The following is an 18,066-nucleotide window of genomic DNA, read 5'->3' as shown; positions in this document are numbered from 1 at the left end:
CTGGTTCCGAAAGGATCATCGGCCGACCGGCGGCCCTATACCTATAATTTGCGTTGGAAGAGTCTAGCATTATACCGTTTCTCAAATGGCCCGGCGGAAAGCGATGGTTTGTACGTCATTATTCCCACCTGTTGCCTACAACCTATAACCGTTACATCGAGCCTTTTTTGGGTGGCGGATCTGTCTTTTTTCACTTACAACCTGAAGCGGCGTTGCTCGGCGACATCAACCCTGATATTCTATCGGTTTATTTAGGGCTTAAGAATAACTGGCGGTATATAAAACGGAGCCTGCAGCATCACCAGCGAAATCACTGCGATGAATATTACTACAAGGTGCGGGACGCTGTTCCGCAGGATGTGTTGAGGCAAGCGTCCAGGATGATCTACTTAAACCGGACGTGTTTTAACGGTATTTACCGGGTTAATGCCAACGGGGACTTTAATGTGCCGAAGGGCAGCAAAGATTCGGTGTTGTTAGACACCGACGATTTTGAAGCTGTCTCAATGGCACTGCAGCATGCGAGTATATACCTGTGTGATTTCGAGACGCTCATCGACAACGCCCAGGAGGGCGACTTTGTCTTTGCCGACCCACCTTATACCGTACGGCATAACCGCAACGGCTTTGTAAAATACAACGAAGTGTTGTTTTCCTGGGAAGACCAGATTCGATTATCCCGGGCGCTGCTACGGGCAAAAAAAAGGGGGGCAACGATTATCGCCACGAATGCAAACCATGCTTCGGTGCGCGAGCTGTATGAAACCCGGCACTTTGTTTTGGAAACCGTTTCGAGATTTTCGTCCATTTCTGCTTCGCCTGAAAGTCGCCGGCAATTTGAAGAGTTAGTTATTATTTCTACATAAACCATGGATTCCAATGGCTACTCAAACGTTAGGGGACTTAATCAACACATCGTCCATTCAGGGAAACCCCATTGAATCGCTGCGCCTGTTCTTAGAAAACGAAACGCGGATGGAGACGGCCAAGCAGATCGACAAAATGCGATTTGTGGGGTATGTGCTCGAGCTGGGCTACGATTCAGCAAAAATCATTACCAGCGATCCTTACAAACTGGCCGTCGGGGGAATTCCAAGGGGTAGCTTCCTGATCATGACGCCGATAAACGCCAGGAACACCCCGTTGCATTTTACGTTACTACGGGTTACCGGCGTTTCTCCCACTCCCCTGAGTAGCCAGGTGCAACAGACCTACTTTGAGCTGCACAAAAAGGCCATGCCTGAGCTGGATGTGTGGACGCAGGGCGAGCTGCAATGGGGCGCGTTGAATTGTGATGTTTTGGGGATGTTTTATGCCGATCCGTTGGACACGCGGAAGCTGGCCTATTCGGGCGATGTGAATAACGTTGTCAGTGCCCATCGGTACAAGGTCTATGCGCCGGACGAAGCGTTGTTGAAGCTGATTGTAAACGGGATGGTGCGGGAGGAGAGCCGGTTCGAAATCGGGTTGCTTCGCACGATGGAGTGCGGGTTGTCAAGCGACGGCGGGATCACAAACATTGCGGTAAGGATTTCCATGGCGAATTTTAAAGGCACACGGACGGCGATGTTTGGAAAAACCCGACTGGGGAAATCCAACGTCGTAAAGTTGATTGCCCAGGGAATGTTTGACAGTACGAAAAGTGACAACAGCGTGGGCCAACTGATCTTCGATATAAACGGTGAATATGCCAACGACAATCCACAAGACGGAAACAAATCCATCCGGTCGGCCAATGCCGAGCGATGTGAGGTATATGCGTTGACCGCACGGACGGCAACTCCCTCCAAGCCTCTTCGGTTAAATTTTTATGAGCAGCCGGAATCGACGATCGAGATAATTGCCTCGATGCTGGAGCAGGACAATAAGATGTCGAACTATGTCAGGAGCTTTTCCAGCGTGAAGCTGCCGTCTATCGAGTCCGTGACAAGTTTGCCGGAGGGCGACAAAGTCAGGGCCATTCGGAAAATACAACTGTTTTGGGCTATTCTTAGCAAAGCCGGCTTCCCGGCTGACGAAGCGCGACTAAAAGCGAAAGGCCTTGTAAGCCGGAATGCGAAGCATTTTGATCCGCATTTTAATGTCGATCTTCGTACGGCGGCCTATCAGACCATACGAAGTCTGGCACCTCCGCGCGAGCCCGATTCGCTTGCCGCGCTGGTGAGTGAGCTTGAAGTCATGGCCTTGTTTAGAAGAAGTGATCCCACTAATCAGGCTCTCCAAAGTGGCTCGAAGCCTATGTTCGATGCCGACGATGCTGCGATGCTGGAATTTTTAGTTCCTGCCAGCGGCTCCGGCACTTCTATTCTCAGACCCTATGAGCGCTATCACGCCCCGAATGCCGGAAATTTTATCGACGAAATACTCGCGCTGTTGGACAAAGGCAGGACCGTCATTCTGGATCTCGGCAATGCTACGGACAACATCCGGCGGTATTTTGCCGACATGTTATCGCGGGCTGTTTTTAGCCGGCAGGAGAAAAAGTTTGTCGACAACCAGCTGGGTAACCAGTATGTACAGCTCTATTTTGAAGAGGCTCACAATCTTTTCCCCCCCGACAGCAAGGACCTGACGGGTGTATATGCCCGGTTTGCCAAGGAAGGTGCAAAATTTCACATCGGCATGGTATACTCCACGCAGTCGCCCTCGACCATCAACAAAGAGCTGCTGGCGCAGACGGAGAATTTTTTTGTGGGGCATCTTTCCAGCCAGGACGAGACGCGTGCCTTGTCGAGGGTTCAAATTGCCTTCCAGGGTATTGAAGAGGACATTCTTCGGTCGAAGACTCCCGGCTATGTGCGGATGTTGACGATGTCGCACCGGTTTATCATCCCGATGCAGGCGTACAAGTTTGAAGCAAAAGCAGGTCAATAAACTACCGAATGTATGGCGTACGATCAGGGGGCACGATTGCCGGGGGAAAGTGCATCCAAGCTGGGGCACTTGTCTGTCGTCAATAGTAAATGGGTGAAGTCTCTTCTTGCAGACTTTGAACAGGCGGAAATCAAAGAAGGAGAGCTTCATACGGTTTGGCATCCCTTTGAGGACACCACAACGCCGCCGCTTAGAAATATTTGGGCTACGGATGGGTCTTATGTTCGTGTTACCTCCAGCGGGAAGCCGCCAAAAGAAATGGCGTTTGTCAAGACTGCGTTACTGACGATAGACAGAACCCGCCTTGACAAAATCGACAAGGATCATCCACACCCATTGCTTATACAGGACGTTCTTCGGGACAGCGCCATTTTTCATGCCACGGTATTTCCTATGAAAAATGTAAGAACGTCGTTGGGATCGAACTATGATGCCGTCAGGCATATTATTCATGACTCTTTAAAAATAGACGAGGAGGGCATGTTTTTCGAAACCCTTAAATGGATTGCCTATCAAAAATGGCGTGCGGACAGCCGGCAGACGAGCCCGTCGTTTGAATGCCCGCATTGTCATTTTAAGGTCGAGGGGTTGCCGTTCGACAGCGATGAAGGAACGTGTTCGGACTGTGGCAATGGTATACTTCTGAGTGACATGATCGGGTTTCATCTCGACATGGATGAAGACGGTGCCCCTGATTCTGTCGCCTCGGCCTACATGCTCGTGATGGAACACCTGATGATTTTTACCGCCATACGATTGTTGTGGAATCATACCGACAAAAGCCTGGTGTCGGATACGCTCTTCATAAAGGACGGGCCGTTGACATTACGGAGTCAGTACTCGAAGCTTGTTCCGAATATCCGGTCGTTTCTGGAATTTGCAAAAAAACAAGGGCGGCCGATTCATGTAATCGGGCAGGAGAAGAGTGGTGCATTTTTTGATCACCTGGCGTCGTTTGTGATGCAGGTTTCGCCTAAAACGAAGGAAGAGCCGCTGCACTTCGCCACGCTTTCGCACGAATATGTACGCAAGGAAGTTTACCGGTCGCCGGATCTGGCAAACTCCTACGGAAAGCGGACAAACTGGGGTGAGAAGGTATATGTTAAAATTGAACCGGGTACTGCCCTGGTTTTGAACGTTCCTACGGGCGAATACCAGGACGATGTGAGCTTTCCCGGTAAGGAGGATTTAATCGGGATCTCGAAAATACTGGCTACGTTGCCCAAAATTATAAGTCATAAGTTTGAAGGGGCGTTGTTTCCAATAGAGTTGGCGAATGGAATTGCTTCCATGTCGAGTTATCCTTCGGCGAAGATCCTTCAGCGGTTTATAGATGATAGGAGGGTATAAGGGATGAAAAGATCAATAAATCGGAAACCGGAAAATGAAGCCCGAAGCTTTCGTGAGTCGGCATCGACTTTCAGAATCGTTGACAACCGGCCCGAAGCGCTTCAGATGAGACGGCTTCAGGCACTTGCCAACAACAATCCGACAATACTACCGGATGTGGCGGGGACCGGAAGGCTCACGGGGGGTGGCGATGTTCTTCAAAGAATTCCCAGGGAGGATCAGGAAAAATTTCATCGCTTTTGCGGTCATTATAGGAACGAATTAGTTCAGGACGGTCCTTTTTTATTTGTTGCAGGAGGCATTCATTCACAGAAAGCGGCAGGTATTGCCAGGCGATGGAAACGTGATATATTTTCTTCCGATCTGCACGATAACTTCGTGGAGGCGATAGCCCAAAATTATGTCGTGATTAACGGTAAATCTGCTGCGGTAAGAATTCCTGATGAAAATTCAAGGCTTGCCTATCAAAGTGTCGCACCTATGGCAATGAACGGAGAGGTGGATATGACGGTTTTTGTCAGGAAGCAAGGAAAGAAGATGGTACTTGATCGGGTTGACGTTAAAACGATCGTCACGAATCCAGTCTTTTATCGGGATGGAGATGACGTCAAGCGCGTTGATGCGACTGCCGATATTGTATTAAAGGGCTGTATAAAAGCTGCTTTGCTCAACTACAATACGGATGACGGAACCACCGGATACAAAGGATGGTGGGATATTGAAGAAGCTACGCCCACTATTGTAGTACGTGAAATTGTGAATGCCGAGGCCCTATCGGCCATGCAACAATTATTGAAAAACGATCCCGGTATGCTGGCTCGATTTCTCCACCAGTCAGGGCATCCCGAATTTCAGCAGTATATCGACGGAGCAGACAGCGGGGGCGACTCTGGGATGTACACTTTTGCGCTAACAGAACAAGAGGACTTGAATTTTGTCCATCAAATCGCTTTTAAAGGGCCAGTCCTGGCGGCATCGAGGATGCTGGGTGAAAGGATTAAACCGGTACTGACGAAGGTTGAGGTTAAAGTAAAATTGACGACCGGTAAGGTAAAAAATGAATCCGAAGACGATGAGGAGAAAGGCGAATACAGCGAAGGGGAGTACGGTGAAGAGAGGGGCTTTGAAATAGCCGTTAAAAAAATGAAGGTGAAAATGAGAACGAAAAAGGCGGCGATGGAAATTGAAGATATGTAACGTGCAGATTTTCGTCGAGGGCCATGAATTGGTTGACGAGGACGGTGGTTTCGCTAGTCCGATAGATTCAAGGTGATTTTGCATCCAGGCCCAGAGATTCTTACGAAGACAAACAAAATTCCATGAAAGACATTGAGGACTATTTGCTATCGCATGAAGGGCGGCTTCTGACAAAGCTTACATCCAACTATCAGGATCTCAATAAGAATCTGTTGTACGCATTTTCGGTAGCTTTTGTATTTGCCCTCGCTTATTTCAATATACTGAAAGACACTTCCGTTTTTGGAGTTGAGATTAACCTGAGCAGTGAGCAAGTACTGATCATTTTACCCCTGATCCAATTAATTCCATATTTTCTTGTTAATAATTGTGTTCAGAGCATTGCCAATATCATCATGCTGTTACATGACAATACAAATGCTATTCTGTCCAAGAATCCGTCAGCGAGGCCTTTTCAAAAGGAGGACCTGGGATTTTACTCGGAGGGAATCGGGAGTTTGCAGCTTCAGTTTTCCAAGTGGATTGTAAAGAGGTATTTGTCAAAGAGTGATTTTTCCTTTTCACTGGATGTACCTGGGGATTCAAGCCTATTGACGAAAATAAGATATACAGTAAGGCTACCTTTCAAAATAATAGCTTATATTCCAAGGTTGAGTGGAAGTATTATGCATACCAGCGTTTGGGTATTGTTTTTGGTTCTTATTTATATCCTACCGCTATTGTCTTCGCTTGCGATCCTTTACAAAGCAAAGTTGCAATATATTTTTTTGGAGTTCACTTTTGACGACCTTTTACGTGAGCATGTGTTGATCTCATTATGCCTGTTTGCAATGATATCGTATACGCTGCTGTCCAATTTAAGATTATATCTTCTGTATTTCAAGGAATTAGTGGATCTTAAGGATTCGTTCAGCGTAGGGGCGATCATTCAAATTCGCGGTACTATGAAAAGCTTGCTAGCGTACTACAGGAAATCAGGCGGGGTGTAGCAGTCGCCGCAGGGCTGTCTGCCCGTGTGGCCGGCATGTTTGAACCGTTGCAGTGCAGAAGGCCAGCAGGCAGTGGATAATTAAGAATGAAATAGTTTTTTAGGTGCCAGCGCTTTCTGATATATGATCAAATATTTCTTTAGCAAAAGATAAAGGATGGCCGCAGGTCCGAGCCAAGATGTGAAATGGTTACATCATCGCTGCAAACGAAATACCTGATTTATCCGGGTATATTTTCGGTATTGTACATGAAGTTATTTGTTGCTCTGGCAAGTGCCCTCCGGTATATCCTGTTGTTGCAATTTTTACATTCAGTTGTTAGATTCGCGTGCGCAGTTATTGAAGATCACTTGTTCGTCATTCTCTTGTGACACATTTGATATAGGTCGTTCAGGTCTGCAGGAAGGTTGTAAAGCGCGACGGATTTAGCAGGTATATAGGTGTGTTATTTTCGGTGGCTAACATTAATTACACTATAAACCAACAGATTATGAAAAAACGTTATTTCGTACGAGGCAGTATGGCCATTTTGTTCTTATTGGCTATAGGTTGTTCAGACCCGTTGAACAAGGAATCTGAAAGCAGTGGTCCGGGGAAAACACTCTCCACGGAAGAGGCCGCCAGGGGCGGGGCCGGGTTAACCGGTATCACGCCGGACAATGTCGGGGCCATTCATAACAACACACTTGCCGCGATTCAATCACAGTTCGCGGCGGGTGGCGTTGACCCGTCTTCGTTGGAGGAGGCCGATCATTACGCGGCGGGCTATGAGTTGCAGTATTTCAATGCCAACGAGATCGATGTGTCTGAAAGTATAGTAGCGGCGTCATATCCCTGGCGAAACGGGATCTTTCCGATCAGTTATCAAAAAAGCACCATCTGTACGAATTTTGATATCACGGCCATTGCGGATCAGCTAGTGCTTCAGCCAAACACCTCTGTTCTGATCAACGATGCCGAGCGGACGATCATTCATGATCTGTTTGTGTCGCTGGAACAATATAAAAATGAAGAGATCGGTTACCCTGCCATGAAGGATCGTGTTGCCAATCTGAAAGAGGTATGGAATCAACAGGGTTTCAATACAGCGCTCCATGAAGGGGATGTCTCAGCCTATACGCTGAACGTTGCCGATGCCAGTTTGACGTACTGGCATGAATATGAGGGCTCGGACCCGTCGGGCCGGGTGGCGGCGCTCCCGGGGATCCTCGTGGCGGACGCGGCCGGCGCGCTGGGCGGCGCAATAGGAGCGGGCCTGGACAGCTGGTGGAATACCGGAAAGGTAAATTGGAAAAGTGTTGGCTCCTGGGCGTTAGGCGGTGCTATAGGCGCTTCTGTGCCCGGGCTGAGGATCTTTAAAAAGTTTTATGCGGTTTGTCCTCAATGATTACCAGGCTATGTCGGTAGTTCAGAAGGCTTCTTACAAAGAAGCCTTCTGAAATTTTACGTTTCAGTAGCCTGCCTGAACTTCAAAAACTCAAAAGAGTTACTTCTTCTTCAACAGGATCTTCTGCCCCGTGAAGGTATGCGCCGCGTTGACGAATGCCACGACGTTGGGCCATTCGCTTTTAGAAGCGAAGGTAACGCCGTAATGTTTATAGGTTTCGATCACCAGCTTGCCGTTCTCTTCCTTGGCCGTGCTCGTGAATCCGCCCACGGCGTTTTCTACGCGGCTGTTGAGCTTGTCGAGGCCCTGCACCTGGTAACCTGCGGGTATATCCAGCGTCACCGTGTAGCGGAACGAGCGGGCGTTGTCGAAGTAGATGTTCTGGTCGCGGTCCATCTCGTCGGCCCTGATGCTGACCTGGCCTTCGATGAGCTTGCCGATGTCCACCAGGTAATTCGGCCCCGTTTTTTTCACCAGCTCGTCGGTGCCGAAGGTGAACGAATAGACCATGGCCGGGTCTTTGTCGCTGCGGCCCGTCTGTGTGATTTTTAGGTCGGTCGGATCGTCCGCCTTGAACTCGTAGTCGTCGGCGATCATGTCTTTCAACGCGTCGGTTTTGCTCTTGCTGCGGTTTTGCTGGTAGGCCTGCTGCAGGGCTGTATATTCTTTTTTGGCCTTGTGCGGGTAGACGTATTCGTAGGGCGCGTAGGCTTTGTTGTCCTCGTCGATGGCATCGTAGACGTCGAGCAACCGGTATTGGTGGTAGGGCTTCTCCACGCCGCGGATGTTTCGCTGTACGTTGAGGGTAGCCTTCTGCAGGTCGGTCGACAATTTTACCGTCATGCTCGTGGCCGAGACGTTGTCGTCCTTGGTAAGCGCCGGCAACGTCGTACGCTGGGGTACCCAGCGGGTGGATTTGGTAAGGCCGTCGAACGCATAGGCGTCGGCACCCTGCAACGCAGACGGTATCGCGCCGGGCACGGTGTAAATCGAGTAAGGCGAGAAGTACAGGAATTCTTTGCCCTGGCGCACACGGATGAGATAATCCAGCTCGCTTTCAAAAATAACATCGTCGATGCTGGAGATGCGGCGGGCTACCGCCACGACAATGTCGTGCGGAATGTCTTCCTCTTTCAGAAAGTTGGAGAACGACGCGATAAAAGTCATTTCGCGCTCGGAGGGAAGGTCCTTGTTTTGCAGGGTGAGCGTTTCGCTTTGGTTCAGCAGCTCATGGCGGTTGTAATAGTAGCCGGCCCTGGCCACCGAGAAATTATCCGTAGGGCCGTTGTAGTTCTTTTTAAGATACTTGTTGGCCGTGTTCCCGGCGTAGAGCACCATCTTCATCATGGTGTTAGACACCTCGGCCAGCTCGTCGGCCGTGACCTTGTTTTTTACGACGCCCTGCTCGTCCAGCAAAACGTCGTAGCTGTTCACACCCTTGTTGGACGCATAGGCAGCGCGGAATTTAACCGTCGGCACGTCGCGGTTGGGATACAGCCATTTCATGTCGGCAATGCCGTCGCGGTCGCCGTCTTCCAGGCTGTAATACTGTTCGTCTTTTTCTTCGTCTGTCACCAGCTTCAGCTCGGGTGCGCCGTTGATCGAGCGCAGGTTGATATAGCAACGACGCTGTACCTTGAATTGCAGCTTTTGCTTCATGACCGGGTACTCCTGGCGCAGGTTGTGAATGATCGGATCGAAGAACTCGATCAGCGACGTGATGATCCGTTCCTCTTCCTCGCAGAGGTAGTAGTCCAGGATATCGCCTGGCTCCAGGTTGGGAATGGCGATCTTTTTATAGGCATAGCCGTCCGAACCCCTCCGTTCCATCTTGACCGCCGTGGCAGGGTCTACGATAATTTCCCGGCCATTGGGTTTGATGACCTTAAACCCCACATAGACGCGCACACGCCCCTTGTCGCCGGACTTGAAGCTGATCTCAGCATATTCGTTGACCGCGTTCTTATCGTTCAGCTTGACGCGGTAGTGATTGTACTGGTTGATGTTGAGCAGCGCGGCCATGGCCTGCTTGCGGTACTCGAACCGGTTCAGCCGGGCGATGATGACCGCCGAGCGGTCTTTCCATTTATCGGGGACCGCCACGACCTTGAAGTCTTTATCGGAAGAGCCCCACATTTCCTGTTTCAGCTCATCCGCGCGGTCGGCCGCCAGTAGGGAAGCAGTGGTGACAAAGCAGATCAGCAGGCATGTCGCGACGCGAAGGATAGCATTCATAAAAGATGTTAGTTCTGTTTGGTTAATACGACCTGGTCGTTGTAGACTTCATTCAATTCCTGGATGGCGGCATTCCAGGTGGCAAAGTCAGATTTCTTAATACGGCCGTGATGGATGATGACCTGGTTTGTATACAGCAGCTCCGAGCCCTTTTGCTCAAAGCTTACCAGGATGGAGAAGTCGTCGCTGTTTTTACGCAGACCCTTGGGAAGATGCGTGACCGCATAGCCCTTGGGCAACGTCAGCTTTTTGGTGACCTTGGTGTTGATCTTGCGATTGAAATAATAATCGGACTGACGCTCGTCCTCCATCTTCAGGTTCTTGAACGCCTTGTTCCAGTCCACATCGATGTACAGCTCGGAGTCGAACCGCGTCACCTTGTTGGTGAGTCCATACGTATATTTTATCTCCATGGCTTTTTCGCGGTCGACGGGCGGCGTGTTGGTGACCTTTACCTGGTCTGCATTGGTATAGTCGGGCACCACCAGGTTGTCGAACAGCTTGTGTTGGTCCTCCTGGCGGATGTTGGTGGACATGTACAGGATGTTCTTTTTCGATTCGCCGTGGATGGTCATCGCGCCCTGGCCCCGCAGGAGGTCGCCCTCCAGCACAAGGCTTTCCTCTTGTAAGATGAGGTTCTGGTCGGCGCCCGCCACGGGCACTTTTTTGACGATGAACTTGTCGCCGTTCTCGATCAGCATTTCCTTTCCCTGGATGCGTTCGCCGTGCATGCCGAGGGCGATGTATTTTTCCGTGGCGTCGAGAATGTACTGTTTATCGCCGACGGCGACCGTGCAGATCATGTGGTTGTCGACGGCCAGCGAAGGCACCTCGTAGCCATAGGGAATGCGGTTGGTGCCGATCCAGGTGATGCGGGCATCGAACCCGGCGATCTTCAGCATTTCCTTGGTGAGGTTGGCCATGCCCTTGCAGTCGCCGTAGCGGTTGTTGTACACATTCTGGGCGGCGTCGGGCTTGAGGCCGGCGATACCGTCTTCAAACGCGATGTATTTGATGTTGTCCTGCACCCAGTAGTAGATGGCCTTGATCTTCTCTTCGGGCGTTTTGGCCGTGGCCGTGAGGCGGGCCACCTCGGCTTTCAGGGGGGCCTGATCGTTCTTCACCTCCTTGACGAGGCTGGCGTACCACTTGTACAGATCGTCCACCGACGCGATGACGTTGGTCTTTACATTACTGGCCGTGAAGTCTTTGCTGATCACCACCAGGTGGGGGTAGTTGTGCAGCGGGCCCAGCGAGTGCGGCTCGCCTTTCATCGCTTTCAGGTCTTTAGCCGTGTAGCGGTATAGCTTGCGCGAGCCGTCGGGCGTCACGGTGCGGGTGATGCCGTAGCCCTCGAAATTCTTTTCGATGAATTCCACGGTGGCGCTGTTGGGAATGCTGAAGGTGATCGTGCGCTCTTCGACCGGGAGCTCGTCGTGGAAGAAGATCTTGGTAAGATACCGCGTGTCGGTGTAGGTCTCGCGGGAGGTGAACGTCACCTCCGTACCCGGCGAGAGCAGGAAAAACTTGTAGGCACAGACCTTGGCGTCCGAATAGAAGACGTCTTCGACCTCGTAGTTACCGCAGGTCTTCGACACCGGTACACTTTTGCCGGAGGCGTAATTCACCTCGGTGTCGCCCACGGTGATGTTGTCGTTGTAGAACACCGGGCGGTTGTAGGTCACGCTGCCGTCGAGGGAGATGATGTCGAGCTGCTCTTTGAGCGTGGCCTGCAGGGTGCTGTTGCGAATGTCGAAGGTGTACTCCGACCGGTAGCCGTACGAAGCCAGCTTGGCGTCCTTGAACCTGGCGCGCAGGGCGGCGGCCCGTTCGGCATTGGTGTTCTTCTGCGCGGTGGCCAGGACCGGCAGCAGCAGCATAGCGACAGCCAGGACGGCGTTTTTACCGGCGATGTGTAAGCGATGGATAGAGAGGTGCATTGGCCTTCGGCGGATTACCCAACAAGTATACGCCGTTGTTTCTGCGCGAAAAATGCATTACCCGGGTTTATAGAACTGTTGTAAGATGCAACGGGCTTTTGAATAAAAAGGAACGCCGAAAGGTACAAGGCAAACAATGTTACAACACAAGCGCGCGCTCCATGCGTTAGGACAGGCCCATCCATCGATCCTCCGGCGCGGGAGAACAGACGGACGGGCTGTTGTGTGGGGTGTTACCGGTTACGGTTGCCAGACGTAACAGGCAATGCCTTCATACGTCCAGGATGGCCCGGATACTTCGCCCAGGTGGAGCGTGTAGAAGTGGTCCTTGGTGACGGTGTTGAAATAGCGGTAGAGCGGCCGGGTGCCGGCAACTTGCGTGGCGGAGACGTAGCAGGCGACGCCTTCGTACGTCCACGATACCTCGCCAAAGTTCATGGTGTAGAAGTGGTCCATGGTAACGGCATCGTAATAGCGGTAGAGCGGAACCGTGCCGGGCGTAGGGGTAGCGTAGACATAGCCGGAACCGCCTTCGAACGCCCAGCCGTTGCCGGTCGGGCCTATTTCGTTGGTGTGGATGGTGTAGAAGTGGTCGGTGTTGGCGCTGCTATAGTATCGTAGTAAACGGCGTGTGCCGGGCTGATGGGGGTAGACCACGCCGAATGCGATGAAGTCGTAGAAGGTGAAGCCATTCCAGTTGAGCACGACGGAGTTCATGACGGAGTTCGCATCCGTCACCGGAGTGTCGGTAATCAGGGTGCCGTTGGTCTGGTCGGTATGCCGAAAGCCGAAGTTGTGCCCGAACTCGTGGGTCATAGCGAATTGCTTCTGGCTGGCAGGAAGCGAGCTGGTGTACGCGGGATTTATCTGAACGGTAGAGCCCGCGTTGCCGGCGGCATCGGGGAGCAAAGCCCGTGCGATGACGCCCGGTTCGATCGCGGCATTCATGGAAACGGTGATGCTCGCGCCGGCCGCGGTGGTCGTGACCGAGGCGTGGATCTTCGAGTCCGCGCCGGTATTCCAGTTGGAGATGGCCTGGTTGATGGCCGTCACCCACACGGCAGGCACGTCGGTGTTGATATAGACCGTGATGTTGGCGGCTACCGCGGGCGTTAACAGGTACATATACTGCCGCTGCTCCGTACGACCGGCGGCGCTTTTTTCTGTTTGTGACTTCACGTAGTGGTCACGGGCATTTTGCAGCGGCATGACCATGTCTCCATCGATGAGGAAGGTGTCGTCTGCAAAGGTGATGTCATTTAACGGCGTGCCTGTCGTCTCTGATAAAAACGATTTCAACACGGCGATGTCGTTGGCTGATGTTTGGGATCCAGTGGGCTGTACGTCATTGTCTTGCTGACAAGATCCGAAAAGCATGGACAGGATAGCAAGCAGGGAAAGGATCTTCCCGAGGGGAAATTTTACATTGTGCATAATGTTTTTGTTTGTGGTATAAAATAACGTTTCAATAACGGTGTCAATATAAAGTATATTGCTTGCAGGGAATGATCGATTAGTAATATTTTTTTTGTTATGATTTTTTGAAGATATAGTATGGGTAATATGTGATGGCTATCATGCAATCTGTGAGGTTCTTACGCGAAACGCTTCGGGCGGGTAGTACCTTATTTTTCCGGTGCAGATAGATGATTCGTTGCCTTCCGTTTCCAGCCCCGAAGGGGCGCAATACAATAGCCCAGGCTAGAGCGGTAGCGGAGGCCTGGGAACAGACAACACAGCGATACCCAAGCCCTGAAAGGGCGTAACAGCTACCCAACGGTCACGTCGTCATCTATATAACTACATACCCCCCACGCCACTCACAACTCTATAATGTGACCGACTTAGACTGAAAAAATGTCAACTTTGGAAACAGGCCGATAGATCGTGCATACTTCAGAAACTCGGCATTGTTCATTTCATGATCATCGCCATAAACACCAAAGTAAATTCGTGTCAGGCCCTTGGCGGCATGGATGGCATCGATGATATGTTTGTCGAACGCGGGGTCCAGCGAAAGACCGAAAATAACCAACACACCTTCTGTGTTCTGCAGCGCTTGCAAACACTTGCGCAAATAGCGATTGCTATCGATCTGGTATTTCTTTTTACTCGAATCACCCTCGGCCACGAAGATGGGATACTGGCCTTTTTCGATCGATGCTTTGATAAGTTGCTTGAGCTTGCCCTTTTTACCATTCCAGGAAAGCTTGATCAACGATTTGCCCTGGCGTACAATATGCAACGCGCCGTGGAGAAAATAGATCCGGGACGGCCCCTGAAAACCGGTGAAGCACAGGTCACCCTCTACTCTCCGGAAACCGTCGTCCCATTTTTCGTCACCGCTCATGATGAGCCAATATAAGATCAGGTCATAATTTGTGGTGAACAGGTTGGTGAAGCCTTCCATGAACGCGTGCGCGTTTTTCGTTGTCGCATCGTCCATGAAATCTTGGTTTTCAGGGTGGTTCTCCGAAATTACGCCGACGAGGATCTTGCGGATGGCATCTCTGTCTGCCGGGATCGTTTCATCCAGCTTCTGGTTGTAATTCTCCGCGATCCAAAGACACTCGTCGTAGGCCTTCAGTACCCGTTCAAAATTTGTTTCACCCAGCTTTTCAAAAACAGCGATAGCCTCGCGTGTCAGTCCTTTCTCCCGGGCTTTCTGATACAGCGACCTGTAGTCAAATATAGCATCGGCGAACGCCCGGCTGAACCCGTTTCCCACCAACAGGTTTGTGTCGGTGCGCGGACCGCTCTTTTCTATCTCGTCCAGTACTTGCGGGTAGGTCAAAATGGCCATTCGGTTTATACGTGCAGGTGATCGTAACAAGATACGTTTTTTTGGTGCTTTTGCAGACATGGTTTGACGTTTGGTGGCTGGCGTCCCTGCCGCACCGGGTGATGGCCGTGGTACGGGCACAAAAATTTACGTACTTGCCAAAAATATATCACCACTATGGCGGCAAACCTCCAGATCCATCCGTACCTGTTTTTCGGCGGCAGCTGCCGGGAAGCCATGCAATTCTATAAAAGCATTTTCGGCGGCGAGCTGATGATATCCACCTTTGGCGAGAGCCCGGCGGATGCCCACAGCAGTCCCGCGGCGAACTCCGACGCCATGAAAGACAAGATCATGCACGCCAGCCTGAACGGGCCCGTCAGGATCCTGGCCAGCGACAACCCCGAGCTGATCCATCCCCGGAACGACGGCCAGTTCGCGTTGTCCATAGAAGGCACGGACGAAGCGTTGTTGACGGAATATTTCCATAAGCTGAGCGACGGCGGCCGTATCCAGGCAAAGCTGGGCAAGCAATTCTGGGGTGACACGTTCGGCATGGTAGAGGATCAATACGGCATCACCTGGATGATCAGTATCAAGGTGCCGGCACAGTGACCCGCATTACATGTATTTCTGCCGGAACTGCTTGGGGCTCATGCCCGTTTCCCTTTTAAAGATCTTGATAAACCCCGTAACACTATACCCGAGCTTGTAGGCCACGGTCTTGATCGGCAGCCGCTCTTCGTCCAGTAAGATCTGCTGCGCTTGCCTGATGAACTCGCGCGCGTAGAACTGGTGCACGGTAATGCCGAAGGCTTTCTTAAAATCCTGCTTGAGCTTTGACAGGCTCACGCCCGCCTCGTAGGCCAGCTCGGTGAGCGTGGGAGGCTGGTCGATGTGGGCGAGGATATACTGGGCGATCTTGGCCAGGCGTGCCCGGTCGATGTTGGAGCAGTCGACGGAGATATACCGGATGCCGCGCTGCTGATCGTTCCACCGGTCCTGGGCGAGCGAATACAACTTGCGGATGAGCACATATACGCGCAGCGGGTAACCATCGTGCTCCAGCGCGGCGCGGCGCGTTCGATTGAGTATTCTGGCGAGGGAAGCGGCCAGGTCTTCCAACTGGCGGTCTGGCGAGACATAGGGGGCCTGCTCAGTCTTACTGATATTCGTTGCCTTTTTTACCATCTTTGTGTCCACAACAATTTCCTTAAAACGACTACATACACATGTTGATAAGTGCCGGCACTGCTTTGTCAATGCAGGCGGCGCTACAGACTATTGGGCGTGATCATGTATCGAATGTACCGCTTATAGTTTCCTTGATGTTGACAAAAGTTTACGTTAGGAGTATAGAATGTTACGAAATTGTAGTAGTGACGTATGCGAAACGGATTTTGGTAACGTAGGAATAATAATCATGAGACGATGGTATAAACAAAAGGACCAGGTTGCGCCTGGTCCTTTTGTGTCGTCAAGCCTGTATTATATCCGTTCGCTTCAGCCTGCGGGACGCCGGACGCAGGTACCAGGAGAGTATAATCAGGATCACAAAGATAGTTTGCCATACGACACCGCTGATACCGTCGCCGCTGGCCAGGTGTGAGACCACGGCGCCGGTCATGACAAAGAAAAATCCCGCATAGGCCCATTCTTTTACCAAAGGCCAGCCCGGTGCCAATAACACCACGACGCCGGCGATCTTCCAAAGGCCGATCAGGGTCATGACATACAGAGGATAGCCGAGGTGGATAAAGCCCTGGGCATTCCAGGGTGCGTGTACGGCCTGGGCGACGCCACCGGCGAACATGCCGGTGCACAGCAGGAGGGTGACGGTCCAATAAGTGACTTTGTGGAGCTTTTCGGAAGTGTTGGCAGTTGTCATGCGTTTGTTTTCTGCCATAATGCGCGGGACGCCGCGGATTGGACAAGCCGGCGAAAGATTTTTTTCCGGACCGGCTGACACACGCCTACTGCAGCGACTTATAATACGCGCAGGAGGTTTTCATGACGCATTCCGCGTGTTTGGGGTTGGTCGGGCGGCAGGTTTCGCGGCCGAGGAAGGAGATGGCCATGCCCGCTTCGCCCCAGTCCTTGGGCTCGATCACTTCCATGATCTGCTTTTCGATCTTCTTGGGGTCCGTGCCGGTGGCGATGCCTAACCGGGGGGCTACGCGCACCACGTGCAGGTCGACGATGATGCCTTCGGCCGGCACGCCGGACTCGCGCATGATGACGTTCGCCGACTTACGGCCGATGCCGGGCAGGGCCGTGAGCGCATCCATCGTCAGGGGAATGTTCTTGTCGTCTTTGACGGTTTGGGCCCGGCTCATGAGCCACTTGGTCTTGTTGCCGAAGTTGCGCACTTTGCTGATGAGCGGGTGCAGCGTATCTTCCGTGGCCTTGGCAAGGGCCTTCATGTTGGGGAAAGCTTTGAAGAGATCCGGCGCCACTTTGTTGATGTGCGCGTCGGAATCTTGTGCAGCGAGGATCACCATGACGACGAGCTCGTAGGTATTGCCGTAGTCCAGGGGAAACTTCTTGCCTTTATACTTTTTTAATAACGGTTGGATCTCTTTTTGCCAGTTGCGCGCTGCAGCCATAGTGTCTGTGGGTTAAGGGGTGGTAAGATACACATTTTTAGTACGTGTGTCAGCGGCCCTTACGACGGTGGCGCGGTGCGCTGTCGCCGCCGGCCGGTAAACGCTTTGTACAACGCGAGGGACGACATGACGGTCCAGAGCGCCGGTAAGATCAGCGACAAGGCGATGCGTTCGCGCGTCATGTGTACCGTATGCTGGAGGATGATCTCCGCAGGGTCGAAATGACTGTTCTGCGCATGCTGCGGGTTTACCGCGGGTGGCGGTGGCGGCGGTGTCCAGGTAATCACCTGGTAGGCGACCAGCAGGAACAGCGCCAGGTTGATGAGCAGCACGACACCCCACGTCAGCTCGACCTGCAGCGCATAGCGCGGAGCCTTGGGGTGGAGCAGCAGGATGGCCGAGATCATAAAGAAAACAAAGGGCAGGTGCTGCACGTAGCCGTGCAACCGGCTGGCCGGGATCGGCGACAGGTCCGTGAGGTCGATGGGAAGTATAGTCAGTCCCGACAGGACCGCCAGGATGTTGAGTATCGGCAGCGCGGCACCCAGCACCATGGTAAACGCCGTGAAGCGACGCAGGCGCTCGATGCCCGGCGGACGCATCGCCCGAAGGAATAGTACTATATACGCGATCGGAGGCGCGCTGTAAGCGATCGCCGCGAGGGCGACCTGCGTAGGATTGGGCGAGAGAAGTTCCATCAGCCGGT

15 protein-coding genes are annotated in these 18,066 nt (G+C 52.1%); 7 read left to right on the top strand and 8 right to left on the bottom strand.

Annotated elements, in window-relative coordinates; translation table 11 throughout:
- The first annotated feature begins 53 nt into the window (after positions 1-53).
- The 6 genes from KK078_RS21815 to KK078_RS21790 all read left to right on the top strand — a co-directional run bounded on the left by KK078_RS21815 (position 54) and on the right by KK078_RS21790 (position 7,797).
- Positions 54-866 carry a DNA adenine methylase gene (locus tag KK078_RS21815; RefSeq protein WP_254092443.1) on the top strand — a complete coding sequence of 271 codons (813 nt, stop codon included), beginning with the start codon at positions 54-56 and terminating at the stop codon, positions 864-866.
- 13 nt (positions 867-879) lie between these two features.
- A complete protein-coding gene (locus tag KK078_RS21810) occupies positions 880-2,874 on the top strand; it encodes an ATP-binding protein (RefSeq protein WP_254092442.1) in 1,995 nt (664 codons plus the stop codon).
- 12 nt (positions 2,875-2,886) lie between these two features.
- Positions 2,887-4,224 (top strand): hypothetical protein, encoded by a 1,338-nt coding sequence (locus KK078_RS21805; protein ID WP_254092441.1) that lies wholly within the window; start codon positions 2,887-2,889, stop codon positions 4,222-4,224.
- 3 nt (positions 4,225-4,227) lie between these two features.
- Positions 4,228-5,421, top strand: a complete 1,194-nt coding sequence (locus tag KK078_RS21800; RefSeq protein ID WP_254092440.1) for a hypothetical protein — start codon at positions 4,228-4,230, stop codon at positions 5,419-5,421.
- 122 nt (positions 5,422-5,543) lie between these two features.
- Positions 5,544-6,410, top strand: coding sequence for a hypothetical protein (locus tag KK078_RS21795; RefSeq protein WP_254092439.1), 867 nt, complete (start codon positions 5,544-5,546; stop codon positions 6,408-6,410).
- A 490-nt stretch (positions 6,411-6,900) separates the two neighbouring features.
- A complete protein-coding gene (locus KK078_RS21790) occupies positions 6,901-7,797 on the top strand; it encodes a hypothetical protein (RefSeq protein WP_254092438.1) in 897 nt (298 codons plus the stop codon).
- 99 nt (positions 7,798-7,896) lie between these two features.
- On the opposite strand, the gene KK078_RS21785 is transcribed toward KK078_RS21790, so the two are convergent.
- The 4 genes from KK078_RS21785 to KK078_RS21770 all read right to left on the bottom strand — a co-directional run bounded on the left by KK078_RS21785 (position 7,897) and on the right by KK078_RS21770 (position 14,775).
- Complete coding sequence (locus KK078_RS21785; protein ID WP_254092437.1) at positions 7,897-10,032, bottom strand: DUF3857 domain-containing protein; 2,136 nt, start codon at positions 10,030-10,032, stop codon at positions 7,897-7,899.
- A gap of 8 nt (positions 10,033-10,040) precedes the next feature.
- Positions 10,041-11,972, bottom strand: a complete 1,932-nt coding sequence (locus KK078_RS21780) for a transglutaminase-like domain-containing protein (RefSeq protein WP_254092436.1) — start codon at positions 11,970-11,972, stop codon at positions 10,041-10,043.
- Positions 11,973-12,212: 240 nt separating this feature from the next.
- The gene (locus KK078_RS21775; protein ID WP_254092435.1) at positions 12,213-13,406 is read right to left on the bottom strand and encodes a M57 family metalloprotease; all 1,194 of its coding nucleotides are present in this window, start codon (positions 13,404-13,406) and stop codon (positions 12,213-12,215) included.
- Between the two features lie 394 nt (positions 13,407-13,800).
- The gene (locus KK078_RS21770) at positions 13,801-14,775 is read right to left on the bottom strand and encodes a DUF4917 family protein (protein ID WP_254092434.1); all 975 of its coding nucleotides are present in this window, start codon (positions 14,773-14,775) and stop codon (positions 13,801-13,803) included.
- A gap of 156 nt (positions 14,776-14,931) precedes the next feature.
- Here KK078_RS21770 and KK078_RS21765 point away from each other — a divergent pair, with 156 nt between their 5' ends.
- Positions 14,932-15,369, top strand: coding sequence for a VOC family protein (locus tag KK078_RS21765; protein ID WP_254092433.1), 438 nt, complete (start codon positions 14,932-14,934; stop codon positions 15,367-15,369).
- A gap of 6 nt (positions 15,370-15,375) precedes the next feature.
- Here KK078_RS21765 and KK078_RS21760 read toward each other — a convergent pair whose 3' ends face one another.
- The 4 genes from KK078_RS21760 to KK078_RS21745 all read right to left on the bottom strand — a co-directional run bounded on the left by KK078_RS21760 (position 15,376) and on the right by KK078_RS21745 (position 18,058).
- The gene (locus tag KK078_RS21760) at positions 15,376-15,957 is read right to left on the bottom strand and encodes an AraC family transcriptional regulator (RefSeq protein ID WP_254092432.1); all 582 of its coding nucleotides are present in this window, start codon (positions 15,955-15,957) and stop codon (positions 15,376-15,378) included.
- Positions 15,958-16,231: 274 nt separating this feature from the next.
- Positions 16,232-16,642 carry a DoxX family protein gene (locus tag KK078_RS21755; protein ID WP_254092431.1) on the bottom strand — a complete coding sequence of 137 codons (411 nt, stop codon included), beginning with the start codon at positions 16,640-16,642 and terminating at the stop codon, positions 16,232-16,234.
- 85 nt (positions 16,643-16,727) lie between these two features.
- On the bottom strand, positions 16,728-17,360 hold the full coding sequence (locus KK078_RS21750; RefSeq protein ID WP_254092430.1) for an endonuclease III domain-containing protein: 633 nt from the start codon (positions 17,358-17,360) through the stop codon (positions 16,728-16,730).
- A gap of 59 nt (positions 17,361-17,419) precedes the next feature.
- A complete protein-coding gene (locus tag KK078_RS21745) occupies positions 17,420-18,058 on the bottom strand; it encodes a hypothetical protein (RefSeq protein ID WP_254092429.1) in 639 nt (212 codons plus the stop codon).
- Between the last annotated feature and the right edge of the window lie 8 nt (positions 18,059-18,066).

Origin of the sequence: Dawidia soli (genome assembly GCF_018598185.1) — a bacterium.
Classification (GTDB): Bacteria; Bacteroidota; Bacteroidia; order Cytophagales; family Cyclobacteriaceae; genus Ohtaekwangia; species Ohtaekwangia soli.
The sequence above is the reverse complement of the archived record's forward strand: the minus strand, read 5'-3'. Positions and strand labels throughout refer to the sequence as shown.

Excerpts from the sequence above, each read along its gene's own strand:
- KK078_RS21800 (WP_254092440.1), top strand. The coding sequence starts at position 4,228 with ATGAAAAGATCAATAAATCGGAAACCGGAAAATGAAGCCCGAAGCTTT.
- KK078_RS21765 (WP_254092433.1), top strand. The coding sequence starts at position 14,932 with ATGGCGGCAAACCTCCAGATCCATCCGTACCTGTTTTTCGGCGGCAGC.
- KK078_RS21785 (WP_254092437.1), bottom strand. The coding sequence starts at position 10,032 with ATGAATGCTATCCTTCGCGTCGCGACATGCCTGCTGATCTGCTTTGTC.
- KK078_RS21780 (WP_254092436.1), bottom strand. The coding sequence starts at position 11,972 with ATGCACCTCTCTATCCATCGCTTACACATCGCCGGTAAAAACGCCGTC.
- KK078_RS21795 (WP_254092439.1), top strand. The coding sequence starts at position 5,544 with ATGAAAGACATTGAGGACTATTTGCTATCGCATGAAGGGCGGCTTCTG.
- KK078_RS21805 (WP_254092441.1), top strand. The coding sequence starts at position 2,887 with ATGGCGTACGATCAGGGGGCACGATTGCCGGGGGAAAGTGCATCCAAG.
- KK078_RS21790 (WP_254092438.1), top strand. The coding sequence starts at position 6,901 with ATGAAAAAACGTTATTTCGTACGAGGCAGTATGGCCATTTTGTTCTTA.
- KK078_RS21745 (WP_254092429.1), bottom strand. The coding sequence starts at position 18,058 with ATGGAACTTCTCTCGCCCAATCCTACGCAGGTCGCCCTCGCGGCGATC.
- KK078_RS21755 (WP_254092431.1), bottom strand. The coding sequence starts at position 16,642 with ATGACAACTGCCAACACTTCCGAAAAGCTCCACAAAGTCACTTATTGG.
- KK078_RS21810 (WP_254092442.1), top strand. The coding sequence starts at position 880 with ATGGCTACTCAAACGTTAGGGGACTTAATCAACACATCGTCCATTCAG.
- KK078_RS21775 (WP_254092435.1), bottom strand. The coding sequence starts at position 13,406 with ATGCACAATGTAAAATTTCCCCTCGGGAAGATCCTTTCCCTGCTTGCT.
- KK078_RS21750 (WP_254092430.1), bottom strand. The coding sequence starts at position 17,360 with ATGGCTGCAGCGCGCAACTGGCAAAAAGAGATCCAACCGTTATTAAAA.
- KK078_RS21770 (WP_254092434.1), bottom strand. The coding sequence starts at position 14,775 with ATGGCCATTTTGACCTACCCGCAAGTACTGGACGAGATAGAAAAGAGC.